20 protein-coding genes are annotated in these 24,959 nt (G+C 62.6%); 10 read left to right on the top strand and 10 right to left on the bottom strand.

Translation table 11 applies throughout. From position 1 onward, the window contains the following. Positions 1 to 2: 2 nt before the first annotated feature. The 3 genes from AB5Y95_RS09855 to AB5Y95_RS09845 all read right to left on the bottom strand — a co-directional run bounded on the left by AB5Y95_RS09855 (position 3) and on the right by AB5Y95_RS09845 (position 3,662). The gene (locus AB5Y95_RS09855; protein WP_026141342.1) at positions 3 to 464 is read right to left on the bottom strand and encodes a DUF2919 domain-containing protein; all 462 of its coding nucleotides are present in this window, start codon (positions 462 to 464) and stop codon (positions 3 to 5) included. 143 nt (positions 465 to 607) lie between these two features. After that, a complete protein-coding gene (gene corA / locus AB5Y95_RS09850; protein WP_005301617.1) occupies positions 608 to 1,555 on the bottom strand; it encodes a magnesium/cobalt transporter CorA in 948 nt (315 codons plus the stop codon). Positions 1,556 to 2,018: 463 nt separating this feature from the next. Further along, the gene (locus AB5Y95_RS09845) at positions 2,019 to 3,662 is read right to left on the bottom strand and encodes an electron transfer flavoprotein-ubiquinone oxidoreductase (RefSeq protein ID WP_126881705.1); all 1,644 of its coding nucleotides are present in this window, start codon (positions 3,660 to 3,662) and stop codon (positions 2,019 to 2,021) included. A 123-nt stretch (positions 3,663 to 3,785) separates the two neighbouring features. On the opposite strand from AB5Y95_RS09845, the gene AB5Y95_RS09840 reads away from it, so the two are divergent. From AB5Y95_RS09840 to aroG, 5 genes are all read left to right on the top strand, one after another. Further along, positions 3,786 to 4,535, top strand: a complete 750-nt coding sequence (locus AB5Y95_RS09840; RefSeq protein WP_162519045.1) for an electron transfer flavoprotein subunit beta/FixA family protein — start codon at positions 3,786 to 3,788, stop codon at positions 4,533 to 4,535. A 100-nt stretch (positions 4,536 to 4,635) separates the two neighbouring features. Then, a complete protein-coding gene (locus AB5Y95_RS09835; protein WP_139432583.1) occupies positions 4,636 to 5,562 on the top strand; it encodes an electron transfer flavoprotein subunit alpha/FixB family protein in 927 nt (308 codons plus the stop codon). Positions 5,563 to 5,785: 223 nt separating this feature from the next. After that, on the top strand, positions 5,786 to 6,874 hold the full coding sequence (gene serC, locus AB5Y95_RS09830; protein ID WP_126881708.1) for a 3-phosphoserine/phosphohydroxythreonine transaminase: 1,089 nt from the start codon (positions 5,786 to 5,788) through the stop codon (positions 6,872 to 6,874). Between the two features lie 171 nt (positions 6,875 to 7,045). Continuing rightward, positions 7,046 to 8,329, top strand: a complete 1,284-nt coding sequence (aroA, locus tag AB5Y95_RS09825) for a 3-phosphoshikimate 1-carboxyvinyltransferase (protein ID WP_010633771.1) — start codon at positions 7,046 to 7,048, stop codon at positions 8,327 to 8,329. Positions 8,330 to 8,542: 213 nt separating this feature from the next. After that, positions 8,543 to 9,598: a 3-deoxy-7-phosphoheptulonate synthase AroG gene (gene aroG / locus AB5Y95_RS09820; RefSeq protein ID WP_279484257.1), complete on the top strand. Its 1,056-nt coding sequence runs from the start codon at positions 8,543 to 8,545 to the stop codon at positions 9,596 to 9,598. A gap of 106 nt (positions 9,599 to 9,704) precedes the next feature. Here the strand turns inward: aroG and AB5Y95_RS09815 are convergent, their stop codons facing one another. Beyond that, the gene (locus AB5Y95_RS09815) at positions 9,705 to 11,300 is read right to left on the bottom strand and encodes a methyl-accepting chemotaxis protein (RefSeq protein WP_010633772.1); all 1,596 of its coding nucleotides are present in this window, start codon (positions 11,298 to 11,300) and stop codon (positions 9,705 to 9,707) included. A gap of 261 nt (positions 11,301 to 11,561) precedes the next feature. On the opposite strand from AB5Y95_RS09815, the gene hutW reads away from it, so the two are divergent. After that, positions 11,562 to 12,932, top strand: coding sequence for a heme anaerobic degradation radical SAM methyltransferase ChuW/HutW (hutW, locus tag AB5Y95_RS09810; RefSeq protein WP_368160797.1), 1,371 nt, complete (start codon positions 11,562 to 11,564; stop codon positions 12,930 to 12,932). A 72-nt stretch (positions 12,933 to 13,004) separates the two neighbouring features. Here the strand turns inward: hutW and xseA are convergent, their stop codons facing one another. The 6 genes from xseA to AB5Y95_RS09780 form a co-directional block, all read right to left on the bottom strand. Then, the gene (gene xseA, locus AB5Y95_RS09805; protein WP_043172054.1) at positions 13,005 to 14,369 is read right to left on the bottom strand and encodes an exodeoxyribonuclease VII large subunit; all 1,365 of its coding nucleotides are present in this window, start codon (positions 14,367 to 14,369) and stop codon (positions 13,005 to 13,007) included. A 107-nt stretch (positions 14,370 to 14,476) separates the two neighbouring features. Beyond that, complete coding sequence (locus AB5Y95_RS09800; RefSeq protein WP_368160795.1) at positions 14,477 to 15,406, bottom strand: DMT family transporter; 930 nt, start codon at positions 15,404 to 15,406, stop codon at positions 14,477 to 14,479. 138 nt (positions 15,407 to 15,544) lie between these two features. Beyond that, the gene (locus AB5Y95_RS09795) at positions 15,545 to 15,964 is read right to left on the bottom strand and encodes an ExbD/TolR family protein (RefSeq protein ID WP_368160793.1); all 420 of its coding nucleotides are present in this window, start codon (positions 15,962 to 15,964) and stop codon (positions 15,545 to 15,547) included. Continuing rightward, positions 15,964 to 16,719, bottom strand: a complete 756-nt coding sequence (locus AB5Y95_RS09790; RefSeq protein WP_368160791.1) for a MotA/TolQ/ExbB proton channel family protein — start codon at positions 16,717 to 16,719, stop codon at positions 15,964 to 15,966. The genes AB5Y95_RS09795 and AB5Y95_RS09790 overlap by 1 nt, the downstream gene beginning before the upstream one ends. 2 nt (positions 16,720 to 16,721) lie before the next feature. Then, on the bottom strand, positions 16,722 to 17,513 hold the full coding sequence (locus AB5Y95_RS09785) for an energy transducer TonB (RefSeq protein ID WP_368161050.1): 792 nt from the start codon (positions 17,511 to 17,513) through the stop codon (positions 16,722 to 16,724). A gap of 236 nt (positions 17,514 to 17,749) precedes the next feature. Continuing rightward, the gene (locus AB5Y95_RS09780; protein ID WP_368160789.1) at positions 17,750 to 19,636 is read right to left on the bottom strand and encodes a potassium transporter Kup; all 1,887 of its coding nucleotides are present in this window, start codon (positions 19,634 to 19,636) and stop codon (positions 17,750 to 17,752) included. A 447-nt stretch (positions 19,637 to 20,083) separates the two neighbouring features. Between AB5Y95_RS09780 and guaB the strand changes: the two genes are divergently transcribed. From guaB to AB5Y95_RS09760, 4 genes are all read left to right on the top strand, one after another. Beyond that, positions 20,084 to 21,547, top strand: a complete 1,464-nt coding sequence (gene guaB, locus AB5Y95_RS09775) for an IMP dehydrogenase (RefSeq protein ID WP_005301581.1) — start codon at positions 20,084 to 20,086, stop codon at positions 21,545 to 21,547. Positions 21,548 to 21,630: 83 nt separating this feature from the next. After that, on the top strand, positions 21,631 to 23,220 hold the full coding sequence (gene guaA / locus AB5Y95_RS09770) for a glutamine-hydrolyzing GMP synthase (protein ID WP_368160787.1): 1,590 nt from the start codon (positions 21,631 to 21,633) through the stop codon (positions 23,218 to 23,220). A 378-nt stretch (positions 23,221 to 23,598) separates the two neighbouring features. Then, positions 23,599 to 23,871, top strand: coding sequence for a hypothetical protein (locus AB5Y95_RS09765; RefSeq protein ID WP_010633780.1), 273 nt, complete (start codon positions 23,599 to 23,601; stop codon positions 23,869 to 23,871). Positions 23,872 to 24,092: 221 nt separating this feature from the next. Further along, a complete protein-coding gene (locus AB5Y95_RS09760) occupies positions 24,093 to 24,752 on the top strand; it encodes a hypothetical protein (protein ID WP_244366829.1) in 660 nt (219 codons plus the stop codon). Positions 24,753 to 24,959 lie beyond the last annotated feature (207 nt).

Genomic DNA, 24,959 nt, shown 5'->3' with positions numbered 1-24,959 from the left:
CCTCAATGGGGTTGATCCACCGCGTATTCACGCAGCTGGCGGCTGCGCAGCAGATACCAGAGTGACCAGAGGGTGGCGACCAGCACCAGGGCGGTGGGCCAGCTGAACGACCACTTCTGCAGATTGAGGCTGTGCAGTTGCATCAGCAGGCCGCTGACGGCAGAGCAGAGCAGCAGCAAGGGGCTGTGGCGCCTGAGCCAGGCCCGGATGCTCTGGGTCTGCTGATAGGTGCCGCCGCAGGCGAGCAGCGCCAGTATGGCGGGCACGTCGGTCAGCAGGCTGATGTAGAGGGTGAGCCGGTCCGGGTAGAAGAGGGTCAGGATGGCGCTGCCGCTCTCGCGGGTGACGCCGGCCATCAGAAACAGCCAGACCGAGCGGGTCAGCAAGAGGGCGATGGGCCAGAACCAGAGCGGGGGACGCAGCTGGCCGTGATCGTCATATCTGTGTTCGGGGTAGAGGGTCATGGTTGCCCGGATTCGTCTGTGCAAAGGATGAGGGGGATATGGGGCGAAGCAGAGCCCTTTGCAAGGCGGGGCAGGGGGCGGGAATTAATCGGGGGGCCAGGCCCCCCAATCCGCTTATCTCTTTTCGTGCCAAGCCGCCGGCGTCATAGCCAGCCTTTTCGCTTGAAGAAGAGGCCGGTGCCGAGCGATGACATCACCATCAGTACCAGGGAGAGGGGATAGCCGTACTCCCAGGCGAGCTCCGGCATGCGACCGAAGTTCATGCCGTAGATGCTGGCGATAAGGGTCGGCGGCAGGAAGATGACAGCCGCTACCGAGAAGATCTTGATCACCTTGTTCTGCTCCAGGTTGGTGACCCCCATGGAGGCCTCCAGCTGGAAGTTGATCTTGTCGAACAGGAACTGGGTGTGGGGCAGCAGGGATTCCACGTCGTGCAGCATCTCGTCGATCCACTTGTTCTGCTCGCCCGTCATGCGTTGGCGCAGGCTGCGCTTCAAGAAGCGCAGGGCACGACGGGTATCGTGCAGGGAGAGACGGATCTGGCCGTTGGCCTCTTCCTGGGCCATCAACTCCTTGAGCATGGGATTGATCTGATCCGGCTCGAAGATCTGATCGGCGGTGTTTTCCAGGGTCTTGTAGCCATCTTCGATGAGATCGGAGAGGTATTCTACTTTCAGGTTCTGCACCTCCAGCAGGATGTCGAGGGCGTCCTCCACCTCCAGCCGGTCCTGGCGCATGTAGTGGCGCAGCAGGCGCACCAGGCCGATGTCATCCTCACGGATGCTGATCAGCAGGTTGTTGCGCAGGGTAAAGGAGACGTGCACACCCTTGGTGTCACGGCCGATCCGCTGGGGAAACAGGGAGTGAATGTGCAGACCGTCGGTATCCCAGTAGAAACGGGCGGATGCTTCGATGTCATCGAGCTCCTCCTTGTCGGGCACCTCTTCCAGAAACAGGCCCGTCAACCATTCTCGTTCCGCCGTGTCCGGCTTGTAGGCATCCAGCCAGACGGTGTTGTCAGGCACTATGTCGTCAGGCCCGAGCGTGACTATGTCCAGTACCTTGTTATTGAGAATGTAGGCGGTGATCATCTGTCCCCCCTTAAGAAGTCATGGGTAATCAGGGATGGTTGCACAGGTCATGCGGCCTTAGAGCGCGTAGAAAGCGATCCCGTGGACAAGCTGAACGGGCCGATGGAAAACCTGAATGCGGCGAACTATACAGGGGCGGGCCGCGCTTGTCAGGGCCTATTCATCGGAGGTTCAGCCTGTTCGCTCAAAAAAACAGCGAGGTCGGAGCAGCCACGCCGACCTCGAAACGGGCGATCCCGGCGTGGCCTCCTTTATTCCCCCCGATAGGCGGGAGGACTTGGGTTCACCGGCCGGGATGGCGGGCTCCCGAGCGCCCTGCGACAGCCCCCGGCTGCACGCCTTTCATCACATACATGGCAATAGTTGGGGCTTGAGCCGCCCTGCGGCGGCGTTGGGGCGATGTTCTGGGCAGTGCATCCTTGCTGTCTGCACAGGTCTGCACAGGTCTGCATGGGCCGGCCTGTTACATATTGGGATAGTTGGGGCCGCAGCCGCCCTGCGGCGGCGTCCAGACGATATTCTGGCTCGGATCCTTGATGTCGCAGGTCTTGCAGTGGATGCAGTTGGCCGCGTTGATCTGCAGGCGGGGCTGGCTCTCCGACCCCAGGATCTCGAACACCCCGGCAGGGCAGTAGCGCTGGGCCGGTTCGGCCCAGGTGGGCAGGTTGACCGCCACCGGGATCGTCTCATCCTGCAGCTTGAGGTGGCAGGGCTGATCCTCGTCATGGCTGGTGTTGGCCAGATAGACAGACGAGAGCTTGTCGAAGCTGAGCTTGCCATCCGGCTTGGGGTAGTCGATGGGCTGGCAGCGACTGGCCATGCGCAGCTGGCGGTAGTCCGGCTCCTTGTCCAGCAGGGTGAACGGCGAGGAGCGAGCAAACAGGCGTTGCTCCAGCCAGTTGAAGGCGCCACCGAGCCAGGGGCCCCAGCGGTGCAGGGCGGCGCCGAAGTTGCGCGCCGTTTTCAATTCATGGGCCAGCCAGCTCTGTTGCAGCGCATCGCCGTATTCGGCCAGATCCCGACCCCCTTCATCGCCGCCGCGCAGACTCATGGCGACTGTCTTGGCCGCCAGCATGCCGGACTTCATGGCGGTGTGGATCCCCTTGATGCGGGAGAAGTCGAGGGTGCCGGCATCGCAACCGATGAGCAGGCCACCGGGAAAGTGCATGCGGGGCAGGGAGTGCCAGCCCCCCTTGGCGATGGCGCGGGCGCCGTAACTGATGCGCTCGCCCCCCTGCAATGCCGCGGCGATGAGCGGGTGGTGCTTTAGGCGCTGAAACTCGTCAAACGGGCTGAGCCAGGGGTTGCGGTAGTTGAGATCGACAATCAGCCCGACCGCCACCTGATCCTGCTCCAGATGGTAGAGATAGAAGCCGCCCTGGCTCTTGTCTTCCTTCCCCTCGGAGAGCGGCCAGCCGCTGCCGTGCAGCACTTGGCCCGCTTTGCCCTGGCCGGGGGGGAGCTGCCACAGCTCCTTGAAGCCGATGGCGTAGTGCTGCGGCTGGGCGGCGCTTTCCAGATGAAAGTCGGCGATCAGCTGCTTGCCGAGATGGCCACGGGCCCCTTCGGCAAACAGGGTGTAGCGACCGAGCAGCGCCATGCCGGGCACGTGATCCGCTTTCGGATTGCCCGCCCGATCCAGCCCGAGATCGCCGGTGATCACACCCTTGACCCGTCCCGCTTCCATGATGAGTTCGCTTGCGGTAAAACCCGGGTATATTTCGACTCCCAGCTGCTCGGCCTGCTGACCGAGCCAGCGACAGAGGTTGCCGAGGCTGATGATGCGGCTGCCCTCGTTGTGCATGCGCGGCGGCACCGCCCAGTTGGGCAGTTGCAGGGCGCGGCTGTCGCTTTGCAGCAGGTGCACCTGATCGTCGTTGACCTCGACCCCGAGCGGGGCCTGTTGCCAGCTCTCTGGCAGCAGCTCCTTGAGGGCGACGGGATCCAGCAGGGCGCCGGAGAGCAGATGGGCGCCGATCTCCGCTCCCTTCTCCAGCAGGCAGACCGACAGCTCGGCATTGTGCTGCTTGAGGGCGATGGCGGCACTGAGTCCCGCCGGGCCGCCACCGACGATGACGACATCAAATTCCATTGCTTCGCGTTCCATCTTGCCTCTGTGCTCGACTTGGCCTAGGGTAGTGCTGGTAGTTTACGTAAACGTAAAGTAAATGTAAGCAAAAAATGTGAGGGTTTTCATGGATTCACTCAACAGAAGCGAGGGATGCGCGTCATGAAGCTGCTGGTCGCGGTCAAGCGGGTGCTGGATTACAACGTCAAGGTCCGGGTCAAGAGCGATGGCTCGGACGTGGAGCTGGCCAACGTCAAGATGGGGATCAACCCGTTTTGTGAAATTGCGGTGGAGGAGGGGGTCAGGCTGCGCGAAGCCGGCGTGGCATCCGAGCTGGTGGTGGTGACCTTCGGCCCCGAGGCGGCGGCCGAACAGCTGCGTCACGCCCTGGCGCTGGGGGCGGATCGGGCCCGTCATTATGTGACTGGCGAGACCCTGACCCCGCTCACCGTGGCGCGCGCCCTGCAACAGGTATGCGAGCTGGAAAAGCCCGATCTGGTGCTGCTCGGCAAGCAGTCCATCGATTCCGACAACAACCAGGTGGGCCAGATGCTCGCCGCCCTCAATGACTGGCCGCTCGCCACTTTCGCCTCCGCCATCAAGCTGGTGGAGGGGGAATTGCAGGTGACCCGCGAGATTGACGGCGGCCTCGAGACCCTCGGCATGGCGCTGCCGGCGGTGGTGACCGTGGATCTGCGCCTCAACGAGCCGCGTTTTGCCTCGCTCCCCAACATCATGAAGGCCAAGCGCAAGCCGCTCGAGAGCGTGCCCTTTGCCGACCTCGGCGTCGAGCCGGCCGGCCAGACCCGGCTGCTCGGGGTGATGGCCCCCGCTGCCCGCAGCGCCGGCATCATGGTGGGCTCGGTGGACGAGCTGCTGGACAAACTCAAGCACGAAGCGAAGGTACTCTGATGCTGCCAGCAATCAACAGAACCCCGCCCGCCGGCGACAGGCTCGGGGGCGTGATGGGCACACAGGCAGGGACATCAACGGACGATAGCAAGGGGCAGTCATGAGCGTATTGATCATTGCCGAACATCATCAGGGCCAGTTGGCCGACAACGTGGTCCGTCTGGTCACCGCAGGGGGCCAGCTGGGCGGCGAGGTGCATCTGCTGTTGCTGGGGCAGGGGCTGACCGAGGCGGGCGAACAGGCCGCCGCCCTGCAGGGGGTGAGCCGGGTGCTGCTGGCCGAGCACCCCATGCTGGCGGAGGGGCTGAGCGACGGGGTCGATCCGCTGCTGGCCCACATCGCGCGGGATTATCAGTACTGCCTGATGGCCGCCAGCACCCAGGGCAAGGATCTGCTGCCGCGGGTGGCGGCCAGGCTCGGGGTGGAGATGCTCTCCGAGGTAACCGGCATCGAAGGGGCCGACACCTTCCTGCGCCCCATCTACGCGGGCAACGCCATCGCTCGGGTGGCGAGCAGCGCCCCCATCAAGGTGCTCACCATCCGGCCTACCGCCTTCGCCAAGGCGGCGAGCGGCGGCCAGGCAGAGGTAGAGCGGTTGCCGGTGAGCGAGGTGGCCTGCCGTACCCGCCTCATCGAACGGCGCGCCGTGCGCTCCGCCAGACCCGAGCTCGCGGCGGCGCGGGTGGTGGTCTCCGGTGGGCGGGCGCTGGGCTCCAAGGCGCAGTTTGCCCTGATCGAGGCGCTGGCCGACAAGCTGGGCGGTGCGGTGGGCGCCTCGCGGGCGGCGGTGGATGCGGGCTTTGTCGCCAACGATCTGCAGGTGGGGCAGACCGGCAAGGTGGTGGCCCCCGAGCTCTACATCGCGGTCGGCATCTCGGGTGCCATCCAGCATCTGGCGGGGATGAAAGAGTCCAAGGTGATCGTCGCCATCAACAAGGACAGCGAGGCCCCCATCTTCCAGGTGGCCGACTACGGGCTGGTGGGAGATCTCTTCACCTTGCTGCCGGAGCTCACCGCCAAGCTGTAACCTGGTGAAAAAGGGGGCCTGGGGCATTGAGCGCCAGCAAGCGCCCGTTTCCACGCATGTTCTCTGCAAGCCCTGACCCGTTCAGGGCTTTTTTCTGCCAACTGCGCTGGCGGCGGGTCGACAAAAGGTTGAGCCAGCTCCCAAAAAGCCTTTGATCCGGGGGCTGCACTTGTGTAAAACCAGACAAGTCACCGATCACACTCATCCACTCACGGAAAGCGTCATGAGCAAACAGATTTACAACTTCTGCGCCGGCCCCGCCATGCTGCCGGTCGAAGTCATGGAGCGCGCCCAGCGCGAATTTTGTAATTTCCAGGGGCTGGGAGCCTCGGTCATGGAGCTCTCCCACCGCGGCAAGCCCTACATGGCGGTCGCCGAGAAGGCCGAAGCGGATCTGCGCGAGCTGCTGGCGGTGCCGGACAACTACAAGGTGCTGTTCATGCACGGCGGCGGCCGCGGCCAGTTCTCCGCGGTACCCATGAACCTGCTGGGAGGCGCCAACAAGAAGGCCGACTTCCTGCTGACCGGGGTCTGGTCCCAGAGCGCGGTGGATGAGGCCAAAAAGTATGGCGATATCCAGACCTTCCAGGGTGTTGCCAAGAACGAGCAGGGGATCTCCCACCTGCTGCCGACCCCGGCGTTTCGCGCCGATGCGGCCTATGTGCACTACTGCCCGAACGAAACCATCGATGGCATCGAGATGTTCGACATCCCGGTCACCGGCGAGGTGCCGCTGGTGGCGGATCTCTCCTCCACCATCCTCTCCCGTCCCATCGACGTGAGCCGCTTCGGCATCATCTATGCTGGCGCGCAGAAAAACATTGGCCCCTCTGGGCTGGCCATCGCCATCGTGCGCGACGATCTGCTGAACCAGGCCCGCGCCGATGTGCCGTCGATCTTTGACTACCAGCTCACCGCCAAGAACGACTCCATGTTCAACACCCCGCCCACCTACGCTTGGTATCTGGCCGGGCTGGTGTTCGAGTGGCTGAAAGAACAGGGTGGCCTCGAGGCGATGGAAGCGCGCAACAAGGCGAAGGCCGATTTCCTCTACGGCTATCTCGACCAGTCGAGCTTCTATGGCAACCAGGTGGATACCAGCTGCCGTTCGCGGATGAACATCCCGTTCCAGCTGAAAAATGCCGAGCTGGACAAGCTGTTCCTGGCCGAATCGGAAGCCGCCGGCCTGCTGGCACTCAAGGGACACCGCATCGTCGGCGGCATGCGCGCCAGCCTCTACAACGCCATGCCGCTGGAAGGGGTGAAGGCGCTGGTCAGCTTTATGGACGGCTTTGCCAAGCGCCACGGCTGAGGCGTTTTTCCCCGATTGCCGACGCCGGGGACTCCCCGGCGTCTGTTTTTTCCCTGATGCCGGACCGGCCGTCTCCACGGCCCGCTTTTGTGCCACGTGCAGTCTTGCCGAGCAGGGCGCGGGCTGCTAACGTCCGGTCAGGTCATTTTTTTGAGATCGTACAGGAAGTCTATGAATTCGTTGCGTTTGGAACCCATTTCTCGTGTGGCCGGTGAGGTCAATCTGCCCGGCTCCAAGAGCGTGTCCAACCGGGCCCTGCTGTTGGCAGCCCTGGCCCGTGGCACCACCCGGCTCACCAACCTGCTCGACAGCGATGACATTCGTCACATGCTGGCGGCGCTGACCCAGCTCGGGGTCAAGTACAAGCTCTCCGCCGACAAGACCGAGTGCACCGTGCACGGTCTGGGTCGCAGCTTTGCAGTGAAGGAGCCGGTCAATCTGTTCCTCGGCAACGCCGGCACCGCCATGCGACCGCTGTGTGCCGCACTGTGTCTGGGCTCCGGCGAATACACCCTGGGCGGGGAACCGCGCATGGAAGAGCGTCCCATCGGCCATCTGGTGGATGCCCTGCGCGAAGCGGGCGCCCATATCCAGTACCTGAAGAAAGATGGCTATCCGCCGCTGGTGGTGGATGCCAAGGGGCTGTGGGGCGGTGACGTACACGTCGACGGTTCCGTCTCCAGCCAGTTCCTGACGGCGTTTTTGATGGCGGCGCCCATGGCGGCGGGCGACACCCGCATCCACATCAAGGGGGAGCTGGTCTCCAAGCCCTACATCGACATCACCCTGCACATCATGAAGCAGTTCGGGGTGGTCATCGAGCACGACAACTACAAGCTGTTCTACATCAAAGGCAACCAGAGCTACGTCAGCCCGGGTGACTTCCTGGTGGAAGGGGATGCCTCCAGCGCCTCCTACTTCCTGGCGGCAGGCGCCATCAAGGGCAAGGTGCGAGTCACCGGCATCGGCAAGCACAGCATTCAGGGCGACATCCACTTCGCCGATGTGCTGGAGAAGATGGGCGCGCGCATCACCTGGGGCGATGACTTCATCGAGGCCGAGCAGGCGCCGTTGCACGGCATCGACATGGACATGAACCACATCCCCGATGCGGCCATGACCATCGCCGTGGCCGCACTGTTTGCCGAGGGGCCCACCTCCATTCGCAACATCTACAACTGGCGGGTGAAGGAGACCGACCGCCTGCACGCCATGGCGACCGAGCTGCGCAAGCTGGGTGTCGAGGTAGAGGAGGGGCGTGACTTCATCACCGTCACCCCGCCAGCGCAGCTCAAGCATGCGGCCATCGATACCTACAACGACCACCGCATCGCCATGTGCTTCTCGCTGGTGGCGCTGTCCGATACCGCCGTCACCATCAATGATCCGGGTTGTACCTCCAAGACCTTCCCGGACTACTTCGACAAGCTGGCCAGCATTAGTCAGCGCGCGTGATGAACCCAGGCCCGCCTCGCTGCGGGCCTGTTTCTTTGGGCTGTTCCGCTCTGCTACTCCCCTCTTTTCATCCTCGTCTAGCAGCATTATTAAATCTTGCAAGGTAGGATAAGAAAATTCCTTGTTGGATAATGTAATTTTCTATTTACACCGCTGCTTGTGCGGGCTAGATTGAAGTTTCTTTATCGCAGTCATCTAGCAGGAAGCCTTATCATGCAGCATCAAACCGACGACGTTCGTATTAGTGAAATCAAAGAGTTATTACCCCCGGTTGCGGTGCTTGAGAAGTTTCCGGCCACCGAGGTCGCATCCAATACCGTCTTTGAATCCCGTCAGGCCATCCATCAGATCCTGGCCGGTGAAGATCAGCGCCTGCTGGTGGTGATCGGCCCCTGTTCCATTCACGACCCGGCTGCCGCGCTGGAGTACGGCAAGCGCCTCAAGGTGCTGCGTGACGAACTCAAGGGCCAGCTGGAGATAGTGATGCGGGTCTATTTCGAGAAGCCGCGCACCACGGTGGGCTGGAAGGGGCTGATCAACGACCCTTACCTCGACAACAGCTGCCAGATCAACGACGGCCTGCGCATCGGTCGCAAGCTGCTGCTGGATCTCAACGACATGGGGCTGCCGACCGCCTCCGAGTTCCTCGACATGATCACCCCGCAATACGTGGCGGATCTGATGAGCTGGGGCGCCATCGGGGCCCGCACCACCGAATCCCAGGTGCACCGCGAGCTGGCCTCCGGTCTCTCCTGCCCGGTGGGCTTCAAGAACGGCACCGACGGCACCATCAAGGTGGCCATCGATGCCATCGGCGCTGCCAGTGCGCCGCACCACTTCCTGTCGGTGACCAAGTACGGCCACTCCGCCATCGTCGCGACCCGGGGCAACCCGGACTGTCACATCATCCTGCGCGGCGGCCGTGAGCCGAACTACAGCGCCGCCCATGTGGACGAAGTGGTGAAGGGGCTGGACAAGGCCGGTCTGCCGCAGAAGGTGATGATCGACTTCAGCCACGCCAACAGCAGCAAGCAGTTCAAGAACCAGATGCTGGTGGCCGAGGACGTGGCCGGTCAGCTGCGTGCCGGCAGCCGGGCTGTGTTCGGCGTCATGGTGGAGAGCCACCTGGTGGAGGGTCGTCAGGATCTGGTGGAAGGGTGCGAACTCACCTTCGGTCAGAGCATCACAGATGCTTGCATCGGCTGGGCCGACACCGAGACCCTGCTGCGCAATCTGGCCGATGCGGTGGCCACCCGCAACGCAGGCTAATTTCGGGCAGGCTGCGCCACGTGGCGCGCCTGAGCTACGACACACAAAACAAAAGCGCGACCCTGGGTCGCGCTTTTTTATTGGCCGCTGCGGGCGGCAGGCATGATCACCAGCGGTAGGTCTTGAGCAGCTGCTCGAGCTTGCGGCACTGCTCCACCAGCTGGACGCTGGCGAGATTGGCGGCGTGAGCCTGGCCCAGGGTGTCGTTGGAGGTGTTGCGAATGTCGCTCACCGAGCCGTCCACCTCGCTGCAGACCCTGTCCTGCTCCTCGGCGGACTGCGCCATCTGGGCATTGAGATCGTTGATGCTGCTGATGCGGCCGATGATGTTCTGCATGGCGGCCAGGGTCGCTTCCGTCTTGTGGATGCTCTCGTCCGCCTTGGCCTTGGCATCCCCGATCACCGATACCGCGCTCTGGGCCTCGTTCTGCAGGGCGGCGATCATCTGGGAGATCTCCTCGCTGGCGGCGCGGCTGCGGTTGGAGAGGGCGCGCACCTCGTCGGCCACCACCGCAAAGCCGCGGCCCTGCTCGCCGGCCCGGGCCGCCTCGATGGCGGCGTTAAGAGCCAGCAGGTTGGTCTGATCCGCGATCCCCTTGATCACCTCCAGCACCCCGTCGACCGCCAGGCAGCGGTTGTCGAGCTGCTGGATCACCTTGTCGACCCGCTCGATCTCAGCCGACATCTCGCCCATGTCGTTGATGGAGTGCTGGGCGAGGCGACTGGTGTTGGCCGCATCCTGGTTGGTGAGGGCGGAGAGTTCGGCGCTCTTGCGGGCGTGTTCGCGCACCTCGTGAGAGCTGGCGGCCAGCTCGCTCACGGCGGCGGCCACCTGTACCGTCATGCTCTCCTGCTGACGGGCCGAGCCTTCGGTCTGGGTCGCCACCTGGCGGATCTGGTTGGACTCCTGATAGAGCTGGTGGGTGGCGCTTTCCACCTCCTGCAGGCTGTGGCGAAAACCCTGCACCATGGCGCTGACGGCACGGGTCATCTCGCCCAGCTCATCCCGGTTGGGGTTTTCCAGGGGGAGGGAGAGATCCCGCTCCTTGGCCATGCGGGTCATGGCCAGTTGCAGGTGGCGTACCGGCCGCTTGATGTAGCGCTGCAGCACCCAGCCCAGCAGGCCGAAGCCCAGCCCAAACACCGCTACCAGGCTGCCGCTCAGGATCAGGTTGTTGCGATGGATCTCGCCAAAGGTGTGGCTGAGATCGTAACTGATGCGCACCGCCCCCATGACGGTGCCTTCCGCCACCTGGTGGCAGGTGGTGCACTGGGTGCCGCGGTACTCCTTGTAGGCCTTGAAGGGCTTGATCAGGGTGAGCTGGTTGCCCTGCTGCTCGAGAATGGTCTCCCCCTGCTGGATGGCGCGCTCGTCCAGCTTGTCTTCAATCTGCTGATCCGGGTGGCCTGGGCCGAACAGGCTGGTCACTGCCGGGGCGCGGATCAGGCGGGCCTCGACGATGCCGGCCTCGCTCTTGAGCTTGGTCTGCACGATCTGGCGATTGGCGATGGCCCCCGTCATCATCAGCACGTTGAGCTGATCCATGTAGGTGTTGGCGGCGCTCTCCACCTTTTCACCCGCCAGCCGGATGGCGAGATCCCGTTGCAGCCAGGCGGAAAGCTCGAAGCTGAGGGCGAAGGTGCAGCCGATGACCAGGGCGAGGGGGAGAAAGATTTTCCAGTTCAGAGACAGATTTTGCATCGTTGACAGGTCCATGCGCAGGTGAGCGATCGTCAATGGTTGATGACTCTCCCCCGTTTGCTCATCAGAACGGGGGAGATGGTTCTCTATCGGCTCACCCTACCTCATCTTGAGTAAATTAACTGTTAACTGGATCCATGATGGAGGTTAATGGTGCGTAGCAAACGAGGGTTGTTCGTCATTGAGTTGATCCAGCACAAACTTGGCACTTATTGATAGTGGTTATCATTTGCATTATTTCACTCGATAGCCATGCCTGCGATGACACCACAGCTGACCCCGACCATGACAGGTCTTGCCACCCCGGATCCCCTCAAGTTCGCCTTTGGCGCCAAAACCTCGGCCCACGCCAGTCGCGGCGGTATGCGCCCGCTCACCCTCGACCATGCCGACTGGCAAGCCTGGTGGCACCGCGAGAGCGAGGCGGACGAGCGGGCGCTCTATATCCACATCCCGTTTTGCCGCAAGCGCTGCAGCTTCTGCAATTTCTTTGAAAATGGTGCCAACCCGGCCCGCATCACCCGCTATGTCAACGCGCTCTGCGGCGCGCTTGCCCGGGCCGCCGAGACACCCTTCACCCAGAGCCGCCCCTTCTCGGCCGTCTATGTGGGGGGCGGCACACCGACGGATATGAGCGCCGACGAGCTGGCGATGCTGGCCGCCGCCATCCGTCGTTTTCCCCTGACTTCGGATGCGGAGGTGACCCTGGAGGGGCGCCTCAATGGCTTTGATGATGCCAAGTGGCACAGTGCGCTGGCGGGTGGCTTCAACCGCTTCTCGTTCGGGGTGCAGAGCTTTGATACCGAGGTGCGCCAGGCGGCGGCCCGCTTCGACGATAGGGAGACCCTGCTGACCCGGCTGGGGGAGCTGACCCGTCACGACGACGCCGTGATCGTGGCCGATCTCATCTTCGGCCTGCCGGGCCAGGATGATGCCGTGTGGCGTCAGGACATCGCGGATGTGATGGCGAGCGGGGTGCACGGGGTGGATCTCTATCAGCTCATCGCCATGGCCGGCACCCATCTGGCCCGTGCCGAGGCGAAGGGCAAGCTCGGCTGGGCCGCCGACGGCCAGCTGCGGGCCACCATGTATGCCTATGGCGCCCAGACGCTGGAGCAGGGGGGCTGGCAGCGGCTCTCCTGCAGCCACTGGCGGCGCGGCGAGGCCGAGCAGAGCCGCTACAACCAGATGGCCAAGCGCGGCGCCGAGATCCTCCCCTTCGGGGCCGGGGCCGGCGGCAACGTGCATGGGCACGGCCTCATGTATGGCCGGGATCTGGTGCTCTGGCACGAGGCGCTGGCGGCGGATCAGCGGGCTCCCGGCATGGTGATGGGGCGCAATCCCAATGGCCGCCTCGATGGCCTGCTGCGCGGCGCGCTCGACAGCGGCTGGCTGGCGCTGGCCCGTTTGCCGACGTCGCTGCGGGCACATCTGCAACCCTTGTTCGAGGCCTGGCAGCAGCATGGGCTGGCAAGGCTGAGCGAGGCACGGCTCGAACTCACCCTGGCGGGGCGCTTCTGGAACGTCAATCTGCAGGCCGGGCTGTTTGAATACTTGCAGCTCAACCCGTTGGCGGGGTCGGGTACGGCGCCAGCCGATCCGGCGCAGGCGGTGCGCCATTCGCTGGTGTGAGTGCACTGGTCGAGAGTGCCGTGTAACGAGGGGATGATAAACAAGGGGGCACCTGATGTGCCCCCTTGTTCGTTATGGCTGGTGGACCTCTTCCACCCGTACCCGCAACTGCCCCTCTGCAAGCTGGGTGACCAGCGTCTGGCCGGCATCGACCTGGGCGGCGCGGCTGATCACCTCACCGCTCTGGGTGCGGGTGATGGAGTAGCCGCGCCCCAGGGTGGCGAGCGGGCTCACCCCGTCGAGGCGGGTGCTGAGCATGGCGAGGCGGTGGCTAGCAAGGTCTTGGCGTTTGGCGATGAGGGCATGGAGGCGCTCCTCGGCCAGCTGGTGGCGGCGCTTGCCGGCGGCCAGCAAGCGCTCCGGGCTCTTGCCCTGCAGGCGCAGCTCCAGATTGGCGAGGCGCCGCTCCCCCTGATGCAATCTGTGGTTCATCAGCTGCTGCAAGCGGGCGGAGAGCTCGTCGAGGCGCTGGGATTGCTGCTCCAGCCGCCGCTTCGGATCCTGATGGTCGAGCCGCTTTTGCAGCAGGATGAAATCGTGGCGGGCGGCGGTCTGCTGGCGGTTCATCGCCTGCAGCAGTTGCTGCTTGAGATGGGCGAGGCGCTGGGCGCGGGCGCTCTGATCCGGCGCCACCAGCTCGGCCGCTGCCGACGGGGTCGGGGCGCGCAGGTCGGCGGCAAAGTCGCTGATGGTGACGTCCACCTCGTGGCCCACCGCGCTCACCACCGGGATGGCGGAGTGGGCGATGGCGCGCGCCACCGCCTCTTCGTTGAAGCACCAGAGATCTTCGAGCGACCCGCCGCCGCGCCCGACGATCAGCACATCCACCTCGGCGCGGCGGTTGGCCAGGGCAATGGCAGAGACGATCTGGCCGATGGCGGCGCTCCCCTGCACCTGGGTCGGGTAGATAAACACCGGCAGATCCGGCGCGCGGCGTTTGAGCACCGTCAGCATGTCGTGGAGGGCGGCGCCGGTGGCGGAGGTGATGAGGCCCACCGCGCGCGGTTCGCGCGGCAGCGGCCGCTTGCGCCCCTCGTCAAACAGCCCCTCGGCGCCAAGGCGGCGCTTGAGCTCCTCAAAGCGCAGCGCCAGCACGCCGTCGCCCGCCGGCTGCATCGACTCGATGATCAGCTGGTAGTCGCCGCGCGGCTCATAGAGCGAGACCCGCGCCTGCACCAGCACCTGCATGCCATCCTGTGGGCGAAAGGCCACCCGCCGGTTGTTGCCCTTGAACATGGCGCAGCGCACCTGGGCCGACATGTCCTTGAGGGAGAAGTACCAGTGGCCGGAGCTTGGCATCGCCAGGTTGGAGAGCTCGCCGGTCAACCACACCAGCCCCAGATCCTGCTCCAGGATCATGCGCACGGCGCTGTTGAGGCGGGTGACGGTAAAGACCTGCTGTTGTCTGCTTTGACTCGGTTCGTTGCGGTAGTTCAAGGCTGGTCCTGCGCTGTGTGCCCCGCCTTGGGGGCGGGGGCATAAAACAATGGCGCCATCTTAACGCAGTTCGGGGCGAACGCCGAGCGGCGCTGGCCCTGTCGGGTTCAGCGTGCGTCCGGATCCTGAGGCTGCGCCCGGGCCTGAACGGCCGGGGGGCTGGCCTGGCTGGTCACCAGCCAGACCGAGAGGCAGACGACCAGGCCCCCCAGCACGAAGCCCTGGCTCAAGGTCTCGCCCAGCACCAGCGCGCCCCACAAGATGCCGAAGGGGGGAATGAGGAAGGTGACGGTGAGACTGCGTAGCGGGCCGATATCGGCGATCAGTCGAAAATAGAGCAGATAGGCGAGGGCAGTGCAGACCACGCCGACCGCCAGCACGCTGGCCCAGGCGGTGGGCACGGCCCAGTCGACCGCGGGGCCGGCCGCCAGCTGGTAAGCGAAAAAGGGCAGCAGGAACAGGCTGGCACCCAGCTGGCTGCCAAAGGCCACCAGCTTGGCATCGAGCCCGCCGCGATGGGTGATCCAGCTGCGGGTGAGAAAGCCGGCGAGGCCGTAGCAGGCGGTGGCAAACAGGCAGGCCAGCACCCCGGGCAGCAGATGCCCATCGGCACTCACCTCACCGGTGGTGGTGATGAGGCTGATCCCGATCACCCCCAATACCACCCCCAGCCATTTGCGCCGGTCAAGGTGCTCGTTGAAGCAGGAAAAGCCGATGAGGGCCCCCATCAGCGGCGTGGTGGCGTTGAGGATGGCCGAGTAGCCGGCCGGCAGCCAGAGGGCGGCGATGGCGTACATCAGAAACGGGATGGCGGAGTTGATGACGCCGAGCAGCATGGCGGACTTGAGCTTGCCCTGAAACCCAATGGGGGCGCGCAGCAGCAGGAGCATGACGGCAAGCCCGATGAGGGCGAACAGGACCCGCAGGAAGGTGGTGTTGACGGCGCCAAATGCCGGGGCGGCGATGCGCATGAACAGGAAGCTGGCGCCCCAGATGGCGGCCAGCAGGAGCAGGCGCCCATAATCGGCAGGTTTCATGGTGTCGTCCTTGCGGTGATGGTGGCCAATATTGGCGCTGCACCGGCATGATGCCGACAAGGTGCCTGTGCTGGCAACTGCCAGGATGGCAGCAGGGCATCCATGCCCTGTGGTGCCGGCGTATGGGTGACGGGAGTGTTACGGCTCCGGCTGGCTCACGAAGGCAATCTTGTGCAGGCCGTGCTGGGAGGCCTGGGCCATCACCCTGGCGATGATGCCGTACTCCACCTTGCGATCGATGCGCAGCTGGATCTCTGGCAGCTCCCCCTCGGCCTGACCGGCGCTCTCCATCCTGGCGAGCAGGGCGGCCTCGTCGACCTCCTGATCGTTCCAGTAGATCGTGCCGGCGCCATCGATGGCAAGATTGATCTCCTGCTTGTCTGGCTGGTTGAGCTGGCTGCTGGCCTCTGGCAGCTCCAGCTTGACCGCGTTGGTGAGCAGGGGGGCGGTGATCATGAAGACGATGAGCAGCACCAGCATAACGTCGATCATCGGGATCATGTTGATCTCGGAGAGGGGTTGATCGTCCCCCTCGTCCGACAGTTTGCCAAATGCCATCAGCCGCGCCCCTGTCTGGTTTCCCGCTCGACCAGCGGGGTGACGTTGTTGGTGGCGACCTGCTCGAAGCCGGTCACCAGCAGGGTGAACAGATCGTGGCCAAACTCCTCCAGCGCCGCGAGCCTGAGGCGATTGCGCCGCACGAAGAAGTTGTAGATGAGCACGGCCGGCAGGGCGACCGCGAGGCCGAAGCCGGTCATGATCAGCGCCTCGCCCACGGGGCCGGCGACCTTGTCCAGACTGCTCTGGCCGGCGGCGCCGATGGCCAGCAGGGCGTGGTAGATGCCCCAGACGGTGCCGAACAGCCCGATGAAGGGGGCTGCCGAGCCCACCGAGGCGAGGAAGGCCAGCCCCTGTTCCAGCCGCACCCGCTCCTGGGTGATAGCCCGGCGCATGGCGCGCAGCAGATATTCATCCGGCGAGCCCAGCTTGCAGCTGACCGCACGCTCCTCGGCCCGCTTCAGCTGGGCCACGGCCGCCAGCGCGGCGCCGGTCAGCCGGCCATAGGCTTCCTGCGGCGGCAGGTGGGCCAGCTGGCGCTCCATCTCCGGCAAGCTGTCGTGCTGCCAGAAATCGGCGATGAAGCTGGCGTTGAGGCGTTGTTCCCGCTGCGCGAGGTAGCCCTTGAGCAGGGCGTAGTAGCAGGTACCAAGGGACATCAATACCAGCAGGATGAAGGGGATCAGCCCCACGCCGCTGTTCTGGCTGAGCAGGTGGGCGATGCCCATGCCGTTGCTTGCGATTTCAGGATCCATGTTCAAGCCCTTAATTTGAAAATGATGGTGATTCTTGCCGAGGCCTCGATGGCCACGTTGTTCTGTCTGGCAGGAATGAATTTCCAGTGGCTGACGGTCTTGCGGGCCGTCATGTCCAGCCGCCGATAGCCGCTGCTCTTGGCCACCTCCACCGAGGCGGCGGTGCCCTCGGCCGTCACCCGCACATTGAGGATGACCTGCCCCTCTTCTCCCCGTCGTCTCGACTCATAGGGGTATTGGGGCTCGGGGTTGTTGAGCCGTGCATCGCGGGCGATGGGGGCGCTGTTGCCAGCGCCGCCGCCAGCCTTGAGGGCAGGATGCTGACTGGCACTTTCGCCGCTCGCCTGTGCGGCCGTTGCTGCCGTCGCAGGGGCGGATGCAGTGATCGGCGGTTGCGGACTGCTCACCGGCATGACCTTGGCGGGCTGCACCGGCGGGGTGCGGTGTTTAAGCGGCTTGACGCTCTTTTTGACTGGCTTGAGCGGCTGTTTTTTGGGGGGCGGCAGCGGCCTGGCCTTTTGCTGCACTTTTTGTATTTGCTGCACTTTTTGTATTTGCTGCGCTGTGGTAGCAGGGGCGGGGGCCGCCTTGGCAGGAGCGTCATTGGTTGCAGCTTCGCCGACCCAGCGGGCCGACAGGGTCAGCGGCAAGGGCGGGGTGATGGGCGCAGGCTGGTGCGCATAGAGCCACCAGAAGGCGGCAAGATGCAGGGCGATCGCGATGGCAAGGCAAACGAGACGGGCGGTGTCGGGATCGTTGGCGGGCAGTGTTGGTCTCGGGCTGCAGGCGTCCATCACTGGGCTCCCTGACGAGTCTTCATATTCATACTCAAACGGCTGGTGTGAGGGCGCCAGAACCGGCGCCGATGCCGCAAGCTTGCCCGACGAATAGCTCATCAAACAATAACTATTATCAATCGTGTTTTAATCGTAACAGGATGAAAAACCGGGAGATAAGCATCGACACCTTGTTCCCTTTGCCACCTCACAGGTTGCAACGCCGCCTTCTGGTAATGAGTGGCGGCAGCGGGTTACAGCTCCAGCAGTACCCCGAGCTCCACCACCCGGTTGGCAGGAATATGGAAAAAGTCGGTGGCCTTGAGGGAGTTGCGGTTCATCCAGACGAACAGGCCTTCCCGCCAGCGCGCCATGCCGGGCAGATCGGTGCTGACCAGGTGCTCGTGGGAGAGGAAGAAGGAGGTCTTGGCCATGGTGACCTTCAGATCCTCCTGGGCGCAGGCCTGGAAGATCTCCTCCATGGAGGGCACCTCCTTGTAGCCGAAGTGGGCGACCACCTGCCAGAACCCCTCGCCAAGGTGGGTGAGTTCGATGCGCTCCTTGAAGGAGAGCCAGGGCTCGTCCTTGATCTGAACGGTCAGGAAGATGACCCGTTCGTGCAGGATCTTGTTGTGTTTGAGATTGTGCAGCATGGCGTGGGGTACCACCTGCACCGATTTCGAGAGAAACACGGCGGTGCCGGGTACCAGCAGTGGCGGGTCTGCCTGCATGTTGTCGACAAACCCTTTCAGCGCCAGTGACTTGTGTTCCAGCTTGTCGAGCACCAGCTCCCGTCCGCGCTTCCAGGTGGTCATCACCAGGATGGCCAGCAGCGCAAACAGGATGGGGAGCCAGCCACCGGCCAGAAACTTGGTGGTATTGGCGGCAAAGAAGGTGACATCGACCAGCAGCAGCGGCGCGCATACCAGCGCAATGAGCCAGCGCGACCACTTCCAGCGGCGGGCGGCCACCACCATCAGCAGCAAAGTGGTGAGCGCCATGGTGCCGGTCACCGCGATGCCGTAGGCGGCCGCCAGGTTGCTTGAACTCTGGAACCAGAAGATGACGATGACGATGCCCCCCAGCAGCAGCCAGTTCACCAGCGGCAGGTAGATCTGGCCTATCTCGTGCTCCGAGGTGTGGCGGATCTCTTGGCGCGGCAGGTAGCCGAGCAAAATGGCCTGGCGCACCACCGAGTAGGTGCCCGAGATCACCGCCTGGGAGGCGATGACGGTGGCCAGGGTGGCGAGGATCAACAGGGGAAAGGCCAGCCAGGAGGGGGCAAGCAGATAGAAGGGATTTTCGATGGCGGCGGGATTGCGCAGCAGCAGGGCTCCCTGGCCGAAGTAGTTGAGCAGCAGAGCCGGCATCACCAGGGAGCCCCAGGCCAGCCGGATGGCGCCACGGCCAAAGTGGCCCATGTCGGCGTAGAGCGCCTCCGTGCCGGTGACGCAGAGCACGACGGCCCCCAGGGTGATAAAAGCGACCCCCGGTCGGCTGGCCATGAAATCGAGGGCGTAGAGCGGGTTGATGGCCTGCAAAATGGCGGGATTCTGCCCGATCTCATAGGCGCCGAGCGCCGCCAGCACCCCGAACCAGAGCAGCATGACCGGGCCGAACAGGCGGCCGATGCCGGCGGTGCCGTAATGCTGCACCCCGAACAGGATCACCAGCACGGTGAGGGTGATGGGCAGCACGAAGGGCGCCAGCTCCGGGGTGATCACCTGCAGCCCTTCGACCGCCGAGAGCACCGAGATGGCGGGGGTGATCACCGCATCCCCGATAAACAGCCCCACGCCGACCAGACCCAGCATCATGAGCAGGGCGCGCGGCTTGGCCGGGAGGCGGCGGGAGGCCAGCGAGGCGAGGGTGAGGATCCCCCCTTCTCCCTTGTCGTCGGCCCGAAGCACCAGCAGCACATATTTGAATGAGACCACGATCATGATGGTCCAGAAGAAGAGGGAGACGATGGAGAGGATCCCCGCCGGCGTAGGTTGCAGGCCCAGGTGTCCGGCGAAGCTCTCCTTGAGGGCATAGAGCGGGCTGGTGCCGAGATCGCCATAGACGACCCCCAGTGCCGCCAGGGTAATGGCCATGCGCCCTTGCGGGTGTCCGTGATTCATCATGAAATTCCATTTCAATTCAGAATGTTAATCATGATACGTAGGCGCCGGCTCAAAGCAAACCCGCGTCATCAAAAGGTCATGTCGCCTGAACGTACCGGCTCGGGGAAACCAGCCCGGATGCGGCGCTGCCCGGTTAAGCTTTTGAGGGACTTGCCAAGGGCGAGTGACCCGGTTTGCGAGGGTGCTCGACAGGTGCCAACGGGTCTGCAACGGGGGAGGGGGTGTGGGGCTGCCTGAAAAAATTAAACGGGGGCTTTTTTGCATAAAACCGCAATGAGGCAACTCTCTTGCCTGCAAACTGCCGTTTTATGACGAAAATTGTTGGGTTTTTAGCGCCTTGGCGGCTGAAAAGGTCAAAACGCCATAAAAAATTCAAAAAACTTCTTTACCAGTGACCAATGCGTGAGTAAACTTCGTCGGCAATATTTTACACCCCCACTTCCTCAACGGTGAGATATTGCCATGCTCAGGATTGCCAAAGAAGCGTTAACCTTCGACGATGTACTGTTGGTTCCCGCCCACTCCGAAGTTCTTCCCAATACTGCCGATCTGCGTACCAAGCTGACCTCTGCCATCAGCCTGAACATCCCCATGATCTCCGCTGCCATGGACACAGTGACCGAAGCCCGTCTGGCTATCGCACTGGCCCAGGAAGGCGGTATCGGCTTTATCCACAAGAACATGTCCATCGAGCAGCAGGCTGCAGAAGTGCGCAAGGTCAAGAAGTACGAGAGCGGCGTGGTCACCGACCCTGTCACCGTACGCCCTGACCTGACCATCGCCCAGATCAAGGAGCTGAGCCACAAGAACGGTTTCGCCGGCTATCCGGTGGTGACCGAAGGCAACCAGCTGGTGGGCATCATCACCGGTCGTGACGTGCGCTTCGTGACCGATCTCTCCCAGACTGTCGAACAGATCATGACCCAGAAGGATCGTCTGGTCACCGTGCGTGAAGGCGCCCCCCGCGAAGAGGTGGTCGGCCTGATGCAGAAGCACCGTATCGAGAAGGTGCTGGTGGTCAACGCCGACTTCAAACTCAAGGGCATGATCACCGTCAAGGACTTCCAGAAAGCCGAGCGCAAGCCGAACGCCTGTAAAGACGACAAGGGTCGTCTGCGAGTCGGTGCCGCCGTCGGTGCCGGTGCCGGCAACGAAGAGCGCGTCGCCGCCCTGGTGGAAGCCGGTGTGGACGTGCTGCTGATCGACTCCTCCCACGGCCACTCCCAGGGTGTGCTGGATCGCATCAAGGCGACCCGCGAAGCCTATCCTGATCTGCAGATCATCGGCGGCAACGTCGCCACCGCTGCCGGTGCCAAGGCGCTGGCCGCTGCCGGCGTCAACGCCGTCAAGGTCGGTATTGGCCCGGGCTCCATCTGTACTACCCGTATCGTGACCGGCGTGGGCGTGCCCCAGATCACCGCCATCTCCGACGCCGTCGACGCGCTGGAAGGCACTGGTATCCCGGTGATTGCCGATGGCGGTATCCGCTTCTCCGGTGACGTGGCCAAGGCTATCGCCGCTGGTGCCAGCTGCGTCATGGTGGGCTCCATGTTTGCCGGTACCGAAGAGGCACCGGGCGAGATCGAGCTCTACCAGGGCCGCTCCTTCAAATCCTACCGTGGCATGGGGTCCCTCGGCGCCATGTCCAAGGGCTCCAGCGACCGCTACTTCCAGACCGACAACGCCGCCGACAAGCTGGTGCCGGAAGGGATCGAAGGGCGCGTGCCGTACAAGGGCCGCCTCAAGGAGATCATCCACCAGCAGATGGGCGGCCTGCGCTCCTCCATGGGGTTGACCGGCAGCGCCACCATCGACGACATGCGCACCAAGGCCGAGTTCGTGCGCATCTCGGGCGCCGGGATGAAAGAGTCCCACGTGCACGACGTGACCATTACCAAAGAAGCCCCCAACTACCGGATGGGCTGATGAAACGGGGCTCTGCGCCCCGTTTTTCCACCCTTTTTTATCCCGTGCTTTTTGTGACAACATCAGCCTGATGCAGGAATAAAATGACTAAAGACATTCACGCCCACCGTATCCTTATCCTGGATTTCGGTTCCCAGTACACCCAGCTCATCGCCCGTCGCGTCCGTGAAATCGGCGTCTACTGCGAGCTGTGGGCCTGGGACGTAACCGAAGAGCAGATCCGCGAGTTCAACCCGAGCGGCATCATCCTCTCCGGCGGCCCGGAATCCGTGACCGAGGCGGGCAGCCCGCGCGCCCCCGAGTACGTGTTCAACGCCGGTGTGCCGGTGTTCGGCATCTGCTACGGCATGCAGACCATGTCCGAGCAGCTCGGCGGCAAGGTGCAGTCCTCCAATCTGCGTGAATTCGGCTATGCCCAGGTCGAAGTGCTGGGCCAGTCCGGCAAGACCAGCGCCCTCTTGCGCAACATCGAAGACGCCATTGCCGACAACGGCAATGCCCTGCTGGATGTCTGGATGAGCCACGGCGACAAGGTCACCGAGATCCCCGCCGGTTTCACCACCATCGCCCAGACCGCGACCTGCCCGCACGCCGCCATGGCCGACGAAGCCAAGCGCTTCTACGGCGTGCAGTTCCACCCGGAAGTGACCCACACCCGTCAGGGTGCCCGCATGCTGGAGCACTTCGTCAAAGACATCTGCGGCTGCGAATGCCTGTGGACCCCGGCCACCATCATCGACGACGCCGTTGCCCGCATCCGCGAGCAGGTGGGTGACGACGAGGTGATCCTGGGCCTCTCCGGCGGTGTGGACTCCTCCGTGGTCGCCATGCTGGTGCACCGCGCCATCGGCGATCGCCTGACCTGCGTTTTCGTTGACAACGGTCTGCTGCGCCTGAACGAAGGCACCCAGGTGATGGAGATGTTTGGTGACCACTTTGGTCTGAACATCGTCAAGGTCGATGCCGAAGAGCGCTTCCTCTCCGCCCTGGCCGGTGAAGATGAGCCGGAAGCCAAGCGCAAGATCATCGGCCGCGTCTTTGTCGAAGTGTTTGACGATGAAGCGAAAAAGCTGAAAAACGCCAAGTGGCTGGCGCAAGGCACCATCTACCCGGACGTCATCGAATCGGCTGCCAGCAAGACCGGCAAGGCCCACGTCATCAAGTCTCACCACAACGTCGGCGGCCTGCCGGAAGAGATGAAGATGGGGCTGGTTGAGCCGCTGCGCGAGCTGTTCAAAGACGAAGTGCGCCGTGTTGGCCTCGAGCTGGGTCTGCCCTACGACATGCTCTACCGTCACCCGTTCCCGGGCCCGGGTCTGGGCGTGCGCGTCCTTGGCGAAGTGAAGAAAGAGTACTGCGATATCCTGCGCCGCGCCGATGCCGTCTTTATTGAAGAGCTGCGCAAGGCCGACCTCTACAACCAGGTCAGCCAGGCGTTCGCCGTGTTCCTGCCGGTGCGCTCCGTTGGCGTCATGGGCGATGGTCGCAAATATGACTGGGTCATTGCGCTGCGCGCCGTCGAGACCATCGACTTCATGACCGCCCACTGGGCCCATCTGCCGTACGACTTCCTCGGTCACGTGTCGAACCGCATCATCAACGAGATCAACGGCATCTCCCGCGTGGTGTACGACGTCTCCGGCAAGCCGCCTGCAACCATCGAATGGGAATAAGCGGCTAACACCCTTTCGCCCTTCAAGCATAAAAATGTAAAAAAGACGCCCTTGCGGCGTCTTTTCTTTTTCCAATCGTTTGCGCCTCACTTTTCCCCTCGCTAGCTGCTTTCTCGCCTCCCTGCCTCTGTCATATCTGACAGGGGGTGTTTTATGGATCTCGCACTAGGCTCAGCCATGCCAATTGAGACCGGCGCTGTGAGGCGAGGGTCGTGGCAGCAGGGGAGGGTGGCGACAGCAACGCCTTCATGGGTACTGTCGACACCCGGCATATCAAATCAGGTATGGCACCCGGTGGAGTCCGGACACCACTTGAATAAACGGGGCGGAACCCGAACAGCCAAACGAGTAGGGACAAGAGATCACGGAGGGTTTGTTATGTCAGAACAAGCAGTGTTGTTGGGCGGATGGACTGCCTACCACAAGCTGAGCGCCAAAGATCAGGCCGTATTCAACCAGGCACTGGAAGGATTTGTCGGGGTGCAGTACACCCCATTTGAAGTTTCCACTCAGGTCGTCGCCGGCACCAACTACCGTTTCAAATGCAAAACTACGGTGCCGCTGCCCAACCCGATCCACGGGGAAGCCGTGGTGCAGATCTTCCAGTCGCTGGATGGATCGGCTCATATCACCTCCATCACCCCGATCTGATCCGGTTGCGGGGCAAGGAGGGGGCGTAAAACGTCCAACCGGTTGTCCCAACAACCAGCAATAAAGAAAAGACGCCTGAGGGCGTCTTTTCTTTATTTCGAGCGTTTGCGTTACATATTCCTTATAAATAGGGTCTTGCTTCAGAGTTTAGGGTTATTTTGTTGGACCTGAGTTGGTACCATTGGTTTTGGCAACGTGTTCATCCTCATGGAGGATGGAGTGTGAAGCTAAAAAGAGAGGCGAAGACGTTAAAGGTTAAGGCGATTGCATCGTTGAAACGTGGGCTTGAAGCATTTAATAACCATGATGATGATGATGGAAGACCAGAGACTGTTCTGCTTATGCTTCAACATGCCAGCGAGATGCTGACTAAAGCTCTGTTAGTTCAGAAAGGGCAAAGCGTTTTTGACAAGGATAAGGGGGTATCTATTGGGCTCGAGAAAGCATTAAACATTTCTCAAGCTAAAGGATTGATTAGTGCGGCACAAGCCGGGTCTATTCGCGTAATTGATGCGATGAGAGATCAAGCACAACATTGGATGATAGTTGTGCCCGAAGATGCTCTCTATATAAATGCAAGGGCCTTAATTACTACGCTAGATGAAATCCTTAATGGGCATTTCGAAGATTCGCTTGCCGACAATCTTCCAGTTCGGGTATTACCACTATCAACGAAGGTTCTTCCAGATTTTTTTATGATGGTAAATAGGGAGTATTCACAGATCCGTGAATTGCTCGCGCCTGGTCGGAGAGCTCGGGATGAAGCCAGAGGCAGAATCACGGCTCTGCTGGCAATGGAAGCGCATGTTAGTGAGGAAGTTGCTGTTTCTAAAAGAGACTTAGACCGAATTGAAGAGGCGATCAAAGTAGATACACCCTGAATGTATGGAGATGGTATTCACCTGACAGTTGCCCACAAAAGGGAGTGGTCATACGGCTTCAAACCGGATAACAAAACGGTACCCCTACCGTGTTATCTGGAGTCACCGCATCACCACCAACGAGAAAGTAGCACGTCGCAAACTCAGCCTGCTAGAGCTCGCCAAAGAGCTCAATAACGTCAGCAAAGCCTGCAAGCTCATCGGATA

This window comes from Aeromonas sp. R5-3 (assembly GCF_040908225.1).
In the GTDB taxonomy this organism is placed as follows: Bacteria; Pseudomonadota; Gammaproteobacteria; order Enterobacterales; family Aeromonadaceae; genus Aeromonas; species Aeromonas dhakensis.
This window is presented reverse-complemented; position numbering and strand designations above follow the sequence as displayed.

Bases quoted from the DNA above. Each gene is read 5' to 3' on its own strand.
- AB5Y95_RS09815 (WP_010633772.1), bottom strand. From the start codon at position 11,300: ATGCAAAATCTGTCTCTGAACTGGAAAATCTTTCTCCCCCTCGCCCTG.
- aroG (WP_279484257.1), top strand. From the start codon at position 8,543: ATGCAGCATCAAACCGACGACGTTCGTATTAGTGAAATCAAAGAGTTA.
- AB5Y95_RS09845 (WP_126881705.1), bottom strand. From the start codon at position 3,662: ATGGAACGCGAAGCAATGGAATTTGATGTCGTCATCGTCGGTGGCGGC.
- AB5Y95_RS09840 (WP_162519045.1), top strand. From the start codon at position 3,786: ATGAAGCTGCTGGTCGCGGTCAAGCGGGTGCTGGATTACAACGTCAAG.
- AB5Y95_RS09795 (WP_368160793.1), bottom strand. From the start codon at position 15,964: ATGGCATTTGGCAAACTGTCGGACGAGGGGGACGATCAACCCCTCTCC.
- serC (WP_126881708.1), top strand. From the start codon at position 5,786: ATGAGCAAACAGATTTACAACTTCTGCGCCGGCCCCGCCATGCTGCCG.
- AB5Y95_RS09800 (WP_368160795.1), bottom strand. From the start codon at position 15,406: ATGAAACCTGCCGATTATGGGCGCCTGCTCCTGCTGGCCGCCATCTGG.
- hutW (WP_368160797.1), top strand. From the start codon at position 11,562: ATGACACCACAGCTGACCCCGACCATGACAGGTCTTGCCACCCCGGAT.
- aroA (WP_010633771.1), top strand. From the start codon at position 7,046: ATGAATTCGTTGCGTTTGGAACCCATTTCTCGTGTGGCCGGTGAGGTC.
- AB5Y95_RS09790 (WP_368160791.1), bottom strand. From the start codon at position 16,719: ATGGATCCTGAAATCGCAAGCAACGGCATGGGCATCGCCCACCTGCTC.
- guaB (WP_005301581.1), top strand. From the start codon at position 20,084: ATGCTCAGGATTGCCAAAGAAGCGTTAACCTTCGACGATGTACTGTTG.
- AB5Y95_RS09835 (WP_139432583.1), top strand. From the start codon at position 4,636: ATGAGCGTATTGATCATTGCCGAACATCATCAGGGCCAGTTGGCCGAC.
- AB5Y95_RS09855 (WP_026141342.1), bottom strand. From the start codon at position 464: ATGACCCTCTACCCCGAACACAGATATGACGATCACGGCCAGCTGCGT.
- AB5Y95_RS09785 (WP_368161050.1), bottom strand. From the start codon at position 17,513: ATGGACGCCTGCAGCCCGAGACCAACACTGCCCGCCAACGATCCCGAC.
- corA (WP_005301617.1), bottom strand. From the start codon at position 1,555: ATGATCACCGCCTACATTCTCAATAACAAGGTACTGGACATAGTCACG.
- AB5Y95_RS09765 (WP_010633780.1), top strand. From the start codon at position 23,599: ATGTCAGAACAAGCAGTGTTGTTGGGCGGATGGACTGCCTACCACAAG.
- guaA (WP_368160787.1), top strand. From the start codon at position 21,631: ATGACTAAAGACATTCACGCCCACCGTATCCTTATCCTGGATTTCGGT.